We start from the raw sequence: 11,236 nt of genomic DNA, 5'->3' as shown, positions 1-11,236 counted from the left end.
AATTATTCTTTGCCTTTCACATACACCATCAGCGAAATAGCCAGATAAGGAATATCTTTAAGGATAAAAAAATCAGTAACAGGGAAATTCTCCACCATTTTAAAAACACCCGGTGTTGTAAAAAGGAAGCTCAGTGTTGTAACAAAAATAACCGCTGATGCCAAACCGGAATACATGGCTACTTTTTTATTAAAAAAAGAAAGCGCCAATCCAATTGCTGTAACCACTTCAAATATTCCTATTACATTCGAAACCTGCTGCACAGACATTACTTTGTACATCCAGCCCATCGCAAAATGATTTTCGACTAATTCTTTTATCGCCCCCGCCTCTACGGCAGTAAACTTAAAAAGCCCAACCCAAAGCAAAATAATAACCGTTCCGAAAACACCAATTCTGTAAGCAATCTGATTCAAATTCATAATTTTATTTGTTTTTATTAGAAATATCAAAATTAAGAGCCTTTATGCAAGGCAAATGTCAGATAGCTGTCATTAGTCCTAAATTCACTCTAAACAAGAATATTTTTATTTGTTTACATTCTAAAAAAACAAAAATTCACTTTCTTGGATGTCGTAGTATTGCAATCAAAAAAAAACAAATAAACTCTTTCAAAAATCTCGATTCTACACCTCAAAAAAGAGGGTTTATCCGAGATTTCAGAAATTCAAAAACAAAAACAAAACTATCAATTTTCACTATTTCACTGTATTACAACCCACAAAAACAGTCATTTCGCATTGATTTTAAGGAAAAAATGTAAATTCCGGAAAACTATAACAACCACAAAACCTATAATCCTCAAAAGGAATACAAAATCAATTTCCACTCTATTTTTTGATTTTAGATTTACAGAATAAAAGCGAATCTTAATTTGTATTTTAGTTTGGGCATCGTATATAATGAAATATTCAAATTGACGATTTTACACCTTTTTTTAATTTTGTTTTTCCATTTGTAATTATCAGAAAATTGCTGTAGTTATAAAATTACAATTAAAAAAAATAAAAAATGAGTAAGACATTATTTGACAAAGTATGGGATTCGCATGTAGTACGTAAAATTGAAGATGGACCGGATGTGTTTTTTATTGACCGTCATTTCATTCACGAAGTTACGAGTCCTGTTGCTTTTTTAGGATTAAAAGCCAGAGGCGTAAAGGTTTTATATCCGGAACGCACTTTTGCAACTGCCGATCACAATACACCAACCATAAACCAGCATTTACCAGTCCAGGATGCTTTATCAGCCAATCAGCTAAAAGCCCTTGAAGATAATGCAGCCGAATATGGCATTTCGCACTGGGGATTAGGACATCAGAAAAATGGAATTGTACACGTAGTTGGTCCTGAAAACGGAATTACTTTGCCAGGCTCCACCATTGTTTGTGGAGATTCTCATACTTCTACTCATGGTGCTTTTGGAGCTATTGCCTTCGGTATCGGAACTTCTGAGGTTGAAATGGTACTTTCTACACAATGTATTATGCAGCCTAAACCAAAGAAAATGCGTATTAACGTAAACGGCGAATTAAGCAAAGGGGTCGGACCAAAAGATGTTGCTCTATATATTATTGCTCAATTAACTACTTCGGGAGGTACCGGATATTTTGTAGAATATGCCGGTGATGTTTTTGAAAACATGACTATGGAAGGCCGTATGACAGTTTGTAACCTAAGTATCGAAATGGGTGCCCGTGGTGGTATGATTGCTCCCGACCAAACCACATTTGATTTCCTTGAAGGAAAACTATACGCTCCCAAAGGCGAGATCTGGGACAATGCTGTAGCCTACTGGAAAACCCTTAAAACAGATCCTGATGCTGTTTTTGATGCCGAATTAAACATCAAAGCTTCAGACATCGAACCTATGATTACTTACGGTACCAACCCGGGAATGGGAATTGGTATCTCCAAACATATTCCGAGTGCTAAACAAGTAGAAGGCGGCGAGGAAACCTATAAAAAATCGCTTGCCTACATGGGCTTTCAGGAAGACGACGTTATGATTGGAAAACCAATTGACTATGTTTTCTTAGGAAGCTGTACCAATGGCCGTATTGAAGATTTCAGAGCTTTTGCCGAAATTGTAAAAGGAAGAAAAAAAGCAGAAAATGTCACCGCTTGGTTAGTTCCGGGTTCTCACGTGGTTGAAGCTCAAATTAAAGAAGAAGGGATATTGGATATTCTGACAGAAGCCGGTTTTGTATTACGTCAGCCCGGATGCTCTGCTTGTCTGGCTATGAATGATGACAAAGTTCCTGCCGGAAAATATGCAGTGAGTACTTCAAACAGAAATTTCGAAGGTCGTCAGGGCCCTGGATCAAGAACACTTTTGGCAAGTCCAATTATGGCTGCTGCCGCTGCTGTTACCGGAAAACTAACTGACCCGAGGGAATTATTTTAGATTGCTGAGTTTAGATTTTAGATTTTGCTTTGCTACTTTAAAATCTGTAACCTTCTACTAAAGATTCACTCACTTTCATCTAATACAAAACATTTTTAGCTTTCAAATTTTAAGTTTTCGCAGAAAATCTAAAATCTAAAATCTAAAATCTAAAATTACAAAAATGGCATACGATAAATTTAATATACTTACCAGCAGCGCTGTGCCGCTGCCAATAGAAAACGTAGATACCGATCAGATCATTCCGGCCCGTTTCTTAAAAGCCACAAAACGTGAAGGTTTTGGAGACAACCTTTTTAGAGACTGGAGATACAATGGAGACGATACTCCGAAAACAGATTTCGTTTTAAACGATGCTACTTATTCCGGAAAAATTTTAGTCGGAGGAAAAAACTTCGGTTCAGGGTCTTCAAGAGAACATGCCGCCTGGGCAGTTTACGACTATGGATTTCGCGCTGTAGTTTCCAGTTTTTTTGCTGATATTTTCAAAGGAAACTGTCTGAATATTGGTGTTTTACCGGTTCAGGTAAGCCCGGAATTTGCTGAAACTATTTTTAAAGCAATCGAAGCCGATCCTAAAACAGAATTAGAAATCAATTTACCGGAACAAACAATTACTTTGTTGACAACAGGCCAAAAAGAATCTTTTGTCATTAACGGATACAAAAAAAACAACATGATCAATGGCTTTGACGACATTGATTACCTACAAAACATCAGAGAAGATATTGTCGCTTTTGCCGATAAACTTCCGTACTAAAAAATCAAATTCCGTCTAGTAGGCCCGACTGGTTTTTTTTGAAACCTGTCGGGTCTTTATAAGTTAGACCAAGCAAAACAACACAACTAAATTTTACTTTTAAAAAAGGAATTCCGAAGCTGACTATGAAAAAAAGAAAAATTGAAATAATGGATACGACACTCCGCGATGGTGAACAAACCTCAGGAGTCTCCTTTTCTGCTGCAGAAAAACTAACCATTGCCCAATTGCTGTTGGAAGAACTGAATATTGACAGAATCGAAATTGCCTCTGCCCGTGTAAGCGAGGGAGAATTTCAAGGCGTAAAAGGCATCATGTCCTGGGCCGAAGAAAGAGGCTATACCAACCGAATCGAAGTTTTAACTTTTGTTGACGGTGGTCTTTCGATTGAATGGATGAAAAAAACTGGAGCTAAAGTTCAGAATTTACTAACGAAAGGCTCTTTGAATCATCTGACACATCAATTAAAAAAAACACCGGAACAGCATTTTTCTGAAATTGCCCAAACCATCACACTTGCCAAGGAAAACAACATAGACACCAATGTTTATCTGGAAGACTGGAGCAACGGTATGCGCAACTCTCCTGAATATGTGTTTCAATACTTAGATTTTTTAACTCAACAACCTGTAAAAAGAATTTTGCTCCCGGACACTCTTGGCGTATTAATTCCTTCACAAGCTTTTGAATTTATTTCAAAAATCACAGCCCGATATCCGAATACCCATTTTGATTTTCACGCCCATAACGATTACGATTTAAGCGTTGCCAATGTTATGGAGGCTATAAAAGCAGGCATTCATGGCCTGCACGTTACCGTAAACGGAATGGGGGAACGTGCCGGAAATGCCCCACTGGAAAGCACTGTAGCGGTAATAAACGATTATATGCCCGAAGTTAGCATTACGATAAAAGAAACCTCTCTTTATAGTGTAAGCAAATTAGTGGAGACTTTTACTGGGTACAGAATTCCTGCCAACAAACCCATTGTCGGTGATAATGTTTTTACCCAGACTGCCGGTATTCATGCTGATGGTGACAACAAAAACAACTTGTATTTTAATGATTTACTTCCGGAGCGCTTTGGCCGAAAAAGAAAATATGCTCTTGGAAAAACTTCCGGGAAAGCCAATATCGAAAAAAACCTTCAGGAATTAGGCCTAAAACTAAATCAGGAAGATTTAAAATTGGTCACACAAAGAATTATCGAATTAGGAGACAAAAAAGAAACGGTTACCAAAGAAGACCTTCCTTATATTATTTCTGATGTTTTAGACAGTCACACTTACGAAGAAAGAATAAAAATCGAGTCCTATATATTAGTACACTCAAAAGGAATGCGTCCGTCAACTACTTTATGCCTAAAATTTGACGGAGAAATAATCGAAGAAAATGCACAAGGAGACGGTCAGTTTGATGCTTTTATGAATGCTTTGGCTAAAATTTACAAGCAAAAAAAACTAACATTGCCCAAGTTAATCGATTATGCCGTCAGAATTCCTCCGGGAAGTAGTTCAGACGCTTTATGCGAAACCATCATTACCTGGATAAACAACGGAAAAGAATTCAAAACCAGAGGTCTGGATTCCGACCAGACTGTTGCCGCAATTATTGCAACTCAAAAAATGTTGAACGTAGTTGCTTAAAAAAAGGTACAGAGATACAAAGATGCAAAGGTACAGAGGTCTCAGAATCTGACTTTAAAACTTTGCCCTTTGAACCTCTGTGCCTTTGAACCTTTGAACCTAAAAAAACAAAATAATGAAATTAAACATAGCCCTATTAGCAGGAGACGGAATTGGTCCTGAAGTAATTAATGAAGCCGTAAAAGTATCTGATGCTATTGCAAAAAAATTCAATCACGAAATAACATGGACACCGGCACTTACAGGTGCTTGTGCAATTGATGCCGTTGGTGTTCCTTATCCGGATGAAACACATGAAATCTGTATGAAATCAGATGCGGTTTTATTTGGAGCCATCGGACACCCAAAATATGATAACGACCCGAGCGCACCGGTTCGTCCAGAACAAGGTTTATTATTGATGCGCAAAAAACTAGGTTTATTTGCCAATGTTCGTCCAACTTTTACTTTCCCTTCTTTAATCGATAATTCTCCTTTAAAAAGAGAAAGAATAGAAGGAACCGATTTAGTTTTCTTAAGAGAACTTACGGGCGGAATTTACTTTGGCGAAAAAGGAAGAAAAGATAATGGCGAAACTGCTTTTGACAATTGTGTTTACACAAGAGTTGAAGTGCAACGTCTGGCAAAAAAAGGCTTTGAATTGGCTATGACCCGTAGCAAAAAATTATGCTGCGTTGACAAAGCTAACGTATTAGAAACTTCACGCTTATGGAGAGAAACAGTACAAGCAATGGAAAAAGACTATCCCGAAGTAACGGTTTCTTATGAATTTGTAGATGCTGTTGCCATGCGTTTAGTACAATGGCCCAATTCTTATGACGTCTTAATCACCGAAAATTTATTTGGAGATATTTTAACAGACGAGGCTTCTGTAATTTCAGGTTCCATGGGATTAATGCCTTCCGCTTCTGTTGGTACACACACTTCTCTTTACGAACCAATTCACGGATCTTACCCACAAGCTACAGGTCTGAATATCGCCAACCCTTTGGCGACTATTTTATCTGCCGCTATGATGTTTGAAGATGCTTTCGGACTAAAAGAAGAAGCAGAAGCTATAAGAGCAGTGGTTAATAAATCTTTAGAACAAGGGTTTGTAACAGAAGATCTAGCTGCGAAAGGTGCCAAAACATACAAAACCAGCGAAGTTGGAGACTGGTTGGTTGCTAATCTATCTTAAAAACGCATTGCTCTGTAGAGACGCACTGCTGTGCGTCTCTACAGATGCAGGTGTAATATGAAACAAAAAAAAGGCGTCAATAAAAATTGACGCCTTTTATATATTTTAGAAAAAAATATTAATATCCTCCTCTGTTTCCACCACGGTCATTTCCACCACGGTTGTTTCCGTAACCTCCACGATCTCCACCACGGTTGTTATTAAAACTTCTTCTTTCACCTTCCGGTTTTGGCTCAGATTTGTTAACCACGATAGCACGACCTTGAACAGTAGCTCCGTTCAATTCATCGATTGCTTTTTGAGCTTCGCTATCATTTGGCATCTCAACAAAACCAAATCCTTTACTTCTTCCAGTAAATTTATCAGTAATAATTTTAACAGAATCAACTGCTCCGTAAGCCTCAAAAGACTCTCTTAAATCTGCTTCCTCAATACTGAATGGAAGGCTTCCAACAAAAATATTCATAGATACTTATTTATAATATATAGCAAATGTAATCTTATTTTTCTCTAATACACTATATATTAGTTTATTTATGCTTTTATTTTGATTTAAAAAAATAAATTTCGAAAGAAATCAATCAATGAGAAATCAAATTATAATCAACGCCTTATTTGGCCGCTTCGAGCGGAACTTTGTAAAAGACTCCTTCTGTAAAATGAACCTCTGATTTATCGGTATTACCTTCTTTTAAATTGACTGCATTAAATTTGAAAGTCCCTGAAATAGTGTTCGTTTCAGTATTAAAATCGGTAACCACAATCTGCCCGTCTCCAAGATTAGTTCCTGTAGAAAATTCGGCTAATTCTGCCGGGAGTGTATTAAAATAGGATGCTTTTGAAATATCATCAACGCCCAGAAAATATGTTTTTTCGGCTGTAGAAGCTGTTTGCAGGCTTACTTTTTCAAAACCCAATGTCCCTTCAATAACCACTCTCCCATTTGTTCCGATATGCGCACTATAACTCTGAGCTCTCCAGAAAACATTATCTTTTAAAGTTTGAAATGCGGGATTATTGAACTTTATCTCTTCTGTGCAAGAGGTGAGTACTAAAAGTAATGAAAGAAAATAAAAATATTTTTTCATACAGAATAATTTAATGCAAAAGTATTTGATTTAAAAGAAATAGCTAAAACAGAGCCTCAAAAACAACAAAACTTTAAGAATAATTCAGCTTGAAGACATTTAATATAGTTTTGAACGTACAATTCAGAAAAAAATTATATCTTTGCGCCCTTAATTAACAGAGGTCGAGTACCTCAAAATTTAATCATACGATTATGTCAGTAAAAATTAGATTACAAAGACACGGTAAAAAAGGAAAACCTTTTTACTGGGTTGTAGCTGCAGATGCACGCTCAAAAAGAGATGGTAAATACTTAGAGAAAATCGGTACTTACAATCCAAACACAAACCCAGCAACTATCGACTTAAACCTTGATAGTGCAGTTAAATGGTTACACAATGGTGCACAACCAACTGATACTGCCAGAGCTATCCTTTCTTACAAAGGGGCTTTATTGAAACACCACCTTGATGGAGGTATTCGTAAAGGTGCTTTAACTCAAGAGCAAGCTGATGCTAAGTTAGCTGCTTGGTTGGAAGCTAAATCTGGAAAAGTTAATGCTAAGAAAGATGGTTTAACAAAAGCACAAGCTGATGTTAAAGCTAAAGCTCTTAAAGCAGAACAAGAAGTTAACGCTAAGCGTTTAGCTGCTGCAGCTCAGGCTGAAGCTGATGCTATTGCTGCTGCGACTCCTGCAGTTGAAGAAGAAGTTGCTGCAACTGAAGAAGCTCCTGCTGCTGAAGAGAATAACGAAACAACTGAAGCATAATTTTAGTTAGCGGGAATGCGTAAAGAAGAATGTTTTTATTTAGGTAAGATCGCTAAAAAATTTAGTTTCAAAGGAGAAGTCTTGGCTTATCTAGACACAGACGAACCTGAGTTATACGAAAATCTGGAATCAGTGTTTGTTGAATGCAACAAACACTTGGTTCCTTTTTTTATTGAAAAAAGCTCCTTACACAAAAACGATTTTCTTAGAATTCGTTTTGAAGATGTAAATACAGAAGAAGAAGCTGATGCTCTTCTTGGCAACGCTATTTACCTTCCATTATCAATGTTACCAAAACTTTCCGGTAACAAATTTTATTTTCACGAAGTTATCGGTTTCGAAATAGAAGACCAGCGTTTGGGCGTTTTCGGAAAAATAGCTGCTGTAAACGATAGCACTGCACAACCACTTTTTGAAGTTTTAAATGGTGAAGTCGAAATGCTGATTCCTATGATCGATCATTTCTTAGTAAAAGTAGATCGCGAAAATAAAAAAATCATCATGAACCTTCCGGAAGGATTGGTTGAGATGTACATGTAGAGTAAAATCCCATATCTGTCATCCTGAGCGAAGCCGAAGGACAAATTCCAACTTGTCATCCCGAGCGAAGCCGAAGGACAAATTCCAACTTGTCATCCTGAGCGAAGCCGAAAGACAAGTTCCAAATATTTATTTGTGGTTATTTTTTGATTTGAAAGAAAAATCTTAATTCCATCTATTTAACTTACTTTGAATATGGATAAACCTTATGATTTAGAAGAGAGGACCTTTTTGTTTGCTAAGGAATGTCGTCACTACATTAAGATTTTACCCAAAACGATATCCAATATTGAAGATGGGAAACAATTAATACGCTCTTCCGGTTCTGTTGGAGCAAACTATATTGAAGCTAATGAAAAACTTAGCGATAGAGATTTAGTCTTTAGACTTAAAGTAGCCCGAAAAGAAGCTAAAGAATCCAAATACTGGTTGTGTTTGCTACATGATCTAAATCCCGAGGAACAAACATTTTCTGAATCTCTTTTACTTGAAATAGAACAACTGTGGAAGATTTTATCAACAATAATTACCAAAACTACACACTGATTAATCAAGATTTTAGCCTTACTTTTGCAAAAAAAATCACATTATAAATTTCGCATCCCCATTAATTTTGGAATTTGTCCTTCGCTCAGGATTATAAGTTGGAATTTGGAATTTAAAAAATCTTGGAATTTTATTAAAACTATGTTTACATTCAAACAATTCGCTATTCAACAAGACAAAACCGCTATGAAAGTAGGAACCGATGGTGTTTTATTAGGCGCATGGGCTCCCATAACTCATAATCCGTTTAGTATTTTAGATGTTGGCGCCGGGACCGGAATTATCGCTCTCATGCTTGCGCAACGCACAGCTGCGGAGCAAATAGACGCTTTGGAAATTGATGAAGATGCCTACGAACAAGCCGTAGAAAATTTCGAAAATTCTCCATGGGGAGACCGTCTGTTTTGCTTTCATGCCGGTTTAGATGAATTTATAGAAGAACCGGAAGATGAGTATGATTTAATTGTTTCAAATCCTCCTTTTTATTCTGAAGATTACAAAACCGAGAATGAACAACGCGATTTAGCTCGTTTTCAAGATGCTATGCCCTTTGAAGAATTAATTGAGGCTGCCGATTTATTGCTTTCTGAAAATGGAATATTTGCCGTTATCCTTCCCTATAAAGAAGAAGGTCGTTTTATTGCTCTGGCAAAGGAATCAGAACTATATCCCACAAAAATCACGCGTGTAAAAGGAACTCCGACTTCAAGCATTAAGCGTAGTTTAATGGCTTTTAGCCGAAATGAAAATCCCGAAATTGAAATCGACGAACTAACAATCGAAATCGAAAGACATATCTACACACCTGAATATATTGCACTGACGCAGGATTTTTATCTGAAGATGTAAATAGTCTTTACAAATTTGCCATTCTAATTTGCTACCTTTCTAACGCAGTAAGCAAAAGTTTTTAGTAGCTTTCCAAACTAAAAACCAAAATAAGACTTGGCCAAAAATCTAAAATTGAACTAATCAGTTTATCTGTGAGACTGATTTTTGAGAGCAGCTCCACTTTTTCTTTAATTAGACCTGCTCAAAAATACTTTTGAACTGATATAAAATTCTTTCCAATAATCGTAAATCTTCTGTCACGATTTCGGCACTTCCTTTCATTTCTTGCTGAAACGGGATCTTCTTTTTATAAGAGGTTTTTAATCCGTTTGGCAAAGCAACATCCAGTAATAAATTTCCATCTTTATCCGGAACCAGCGAAATGTTCTGAATTTTACCATATAATACTCCAAATTCCCTATCCGGAAAATTAGACAATCTTATATTTACTCTTTGACCTATCTTTATTTTTCCGGAGTTTAAAGCAGGCGCTTTTACTTTTCCGACAAAACCATTTCTTTCATCCGGAATTATCGAAAAAACATTGTCCCCCATATTAATCGTTTGATTTTCTGTCCAAACCTGCAAAAAAGTAACAACACCACTAACGGAGGATTTCAGCGTATAGCTAAGCTCCCAATCTTTTATTACCTTTTTGAGCAGATAAAAAGACTGCGCCATATTCCGTCCTAAATTAACTTCCTCTTTAGTGCTGTTAATATGTGAACTTTGGCTTGATTTTCTATTATCAATTAATGAAGATCTCAATTGCGAAATCGAAGACAATAGACTTCTGTAATTCTTTTGCGCCTGAAGATAATTTAATTTTTTAGCTTCCATTTCCTGAGTGGAGACTATTCCTTTATTAAACAATGTTTCAAAACGCGCTACTTCATTCTTCTGAAGCTGCAACTCACTTTCATTGATTGCTTTTTGCTGCTGCAAAATATCCAGCCGTTCTTTTATTTGAATATTTTCTGATGTTTGCGCTCTATTTTCTACTTCAAAAGGTTGTAAATTTTCATTTAATTCCTGTGCCTGATAGTCTTTTTGAAAAACGGCATAAGCACTTTCAATCTCACCTAATTGTGTATTTTTCAACAATGCAAAAGGAAAATCTTTTTTAGAATCATTAATATTGTAACCATCAACAATCCCTTTCAATAAAAAAACATCTTTGTAATTGGCTGTGTTTTCAATAACTGCCAAAGTCGTGTTTTTCTGTATTATCGCTTTATCTTTAACTAATATCGCTTCTATTCGCCCGGAAGTTTTAGAAACTATTTTCTCGGGCGGAATATTCGTTGTAATTACAATTTCGGTATTGACAACATCCGGATATTTAATAAACCAGGAAACAAAAAACAGCATTACAATTATGGTAAAAATCAGTACTGTTCCCCAACGTATCATCCAATGTGGCACTTTGGTAAGTATGTCCTGAACTTCTTCACTTCTTAATTCGAATGTACTATTATCTTCTGCCATGA

Annotated in this window: 12 protein-coding genes; 8 read left to right on the top strand and 4 right to left on the bottom strand. The window is 36.4% G+C overall.

Annotated elements, in window-relative coordinates:
* Positions 1–2: 2 nt before the first annotated feature.
* On the bottom strand, positions 3–422 hold the full coding sequence (locus G3A47_RS11935) for a DUF417 family protein (RefSeq protein WP_166922582.1): 420 nt from the start codon (positions 420–422) through the stop codon (positions 3–5).
* Positions 423–1,011: 589 nt separating this feature from the next.
* Here G3A47_RS11935 and leuC point away from each other — a divergent pair.
* From leuC to leuB, 4 genes are all read left to right on the top strand, one after another.
* Positions 1,012–2,406, top strand: a complete 1,395-nt coding sequence (gene leuC / locus G3A47_RS11930) for a 3-isopropylmalate dehydratase large subunit (RefSeq protein ID WP_166922580.1) — start codon at positions 1,012–1,014, stop codon at positions 2,404–2,406.
* Between the two features lie 163 nt (positions 2,407–2,569).
* The gene (gene leuD / locus G3A47_RS11925; protein WP_166922578.1) at positions 2,570–3,166 is read left to right on the top strand and encodes a 3-isopropylmalate dehydratase small subunit; all 597 of its coding nucleotides are present in this window, start codon (positions 2,570–2,572) and stop codon (positions 3,164–3,166) included.
* Between the two features lie 125 nt (positions 3,167–3,291).
* Positions 3,292–4,812, top strand: coding sequence for an alpha-isopropylmalate synthase regulatory domain-containing protein (locus tag G3A47_RS11920; protein WP_166922576.1), 1,521 nt, complete (start codon positions 3,292–3,294; stop codon positions 4,810–4,812).
* 115 nt (positions 4,813–4,927) lie between these two features.
* A complete protein-coding gene (gene leuB, locus G3A47_RS11915; protein WP_166922574.1) occupies positions 4,928–5,992 on the top strand; it encodes a 3-isopropylmalate dehydrogenase in 1,065 nt (354 codons plus the stop codon).
* A gap of 118 nt (positions 5,993–6,110) precedes the next feature.
* On the opposite strand, the gene G3A47_RS11910 is transcribed toward leuB, so the two are convergent.
* Positions 6,111–6,458, bottom strand: coding sequence for an RNA recognition motif domain-containing protein (locus tag G3A47_RS11910; protein ID WP_166922572.1), 348 nt, complete (start codon positions 6,456–6,458; stop codon positions 6,111–6,113).
* Positions 6,459–6,603: 145 nt separating this feature from the next.
* Positions 6,604–7,080, bottom strand: coding sequence for a DUF6252 family protein (locus G3A47_RS11905; RefSeq protein ID WP_166922570.1), 477 nt, complete (start codon positions 7,078–7,080; stop codon positions 6,604–6,606).
* Positions 7,081–7,274: 194 nt separating this feature from the next.
* On the opposite strand from G3A47_RS11905, the gene G3A47_RS11900 reads away from it, so the two are divergent.
* The 4 genes from G3A47_RS11900 to G3A47_RS11885 all read left to right on the top strand — a co-directional run bounded on the left by G3A47_RS11900 (position 7,275) and on the right by G3A47_RS11885 (position 9,764).
* Positions 7,275–7,829: a 30S ribosomal protein S16 gene (locus G3A47_RS11900; protein WP_166922568.1), complete on the top strand. Its 555-nt coding sequence runs from the start codon at positions 7,275–7,277 to the stop codon at positions 7,827–7,829.
* 15 nt (positions 7,830–7,844) lie between these two features.
* Positions 7,845–8,369 carry a ribosome maturation factor RimM gene (gene rimM, locus G3A47_RS11895; protein WP_166922566.1) on the top strand — a complete coding sequence of 175 codons (525 nt, stop codon included), beginning with the start codon at positions 7,845–7,847 and terminating at the stop codon, positions 8,367–8,369.
* 195 nt (positions 8,370–8,564) lie between these two features.
* Positions 8,565–8,915, top strand: coding sequence for a four helix bundle protein (locus tag G3A47_RS11890; protein ID WP_166922564.1), 351 nt, complete (start codon positions 8,565–8,567; stop codon positions 8,913–8,915).
* A 141-nt stretch (positions 8,916–9,056) separates the two neighbouring features.
* Positions 9,057–9,764, top strand: coding sequence for a tRNA1(Val) (adenine(37)-N6)-methyltransferase (locus G3A47_RS11885; RefSeq protein ID WP_166922562.1), 708 nt, complete (start codon positions 9,057–9,059; stop codon positions 9,762–9,764).
* A 174-nt stretch (positions 9,765–9,938) separates the two neighbouring features.
* Here G3A47_RS11885 and G3A47_RS11880 read toward each other — a convergent pair whose 3' ends face one another.
* The gene (locus G3A47_RS11880; RefSeq protein ID WP_166922560.1) at positions 9,939–11,234 is read right to left on the bottom strand and encodes an HlyD family secretion protein; all 1,296 of its coding nucleotides are present in this window, start codon (positions 11,232–11,234) and stop codon (positions 9,939–9,941) included.
* Between the last annotated feature and the right edge of the window lie 2 nt (positions 11,235–11,236).

It is taken from the genome of Flavobacterium poyangense (genome assembly GCF_011751075.1).
In the GTDB taxonomy this organism is placed as follows: Bacteria; Bacteroidota; Bacteroidia; order Flavobacteriales; family Flavobacteriaceae; genus Flavobacterium; species Flavobacterium poyangense.
Note: the sequence above shows the minus strand (reverse complement) of the source record. Positions and strands in the feature narration are given on the sequence as shown.

Excerpts from the sequence above, each read along its gene's own strand:
- G3A47_RS11905 (WP_166922570.1), bottom strand. The coding sequence starts at position 7,080 with ATGAAAAAATATTTTTATTTTCTTTCATTACTTTTAGTACTCACCTCT.
- G3A47_RS11910 (WP_166922572.1), bottom strand. The coding sequence starts at position 6,458 with ATGAATATTTTTGTTGGAAGCCTTCCATTCAGTATTGAGGAAGCAGAT.
- G3A47_RS11880 (WP_166922560.1), bottom strand. The coding sequence starts at position 11,234 with ATGGCAGAAGATAATAGTACATTCGAATTAAGAAGTGAAGAAGTTCAG.
- G3A47_RS11920 (WP_166922576.1), top strand. The coding sequence starts at position 3,292 with ATGAAAAAAAGAAAAATTGAAATAATGGATACGACACTCCGCGATGGT.
- G3A47_RS11890 (WP_166922564.1), top strand. The coding sequence starts at position 8,565 with ATGGATAAACCTTATGATTTAGAAGAGAGGACCTTTTTGTTTGCTAAG.
- G3A47_RS11900 (WP_166922568.1), top strand. The coding sequence starts at position 7,275 with ATGTCAGTAAAAATTAGATTACAAAGACACGGTAAAAAAGGAAAACCT.
- rimM (WP_166922566.1), top strand. The coding sequence starts at position 7,845 with ATGCGTAAAGAAGAATGTTTTTATTTAGGTAAGATCGCTAAAAAATTT.
- G3A47_RS11935 (WP_166922582.1), bottom strand. The coding sequence starts at position 422 with ATGAATTTGAATCAGATTGCTTACAGAATTGGTGTTTTCGGAACGGTT.
- leuB (WP_166922574.1), top strand. The coding sequence starts at position 4,928 with ATGAAATTAAACATAGCCCTATTAGCAGGAGACGGAATTGGTCCTGAA.
- G3A47_RS11885 (WP_166922562.1), top strand. The coding sequence starts at position 9,057 with ATGTTTACATTCAAACAATTCGCTATTCAACAAGACAAAACCGCTATG.
- leuD (WP_166922578.1), top strand. The coding sequence starts at position 2,570 with ATGGCATACGATAAATTTAATATACTTACCAGCAGCGCTGTGCCGCTG.
- leuC (WP_166922580.1), top strand. The coding sequence starts at position 1,012 with ATGAGTAAGACATTATTTGACAAAGTATGGGATTCGCATGTAGTACGT.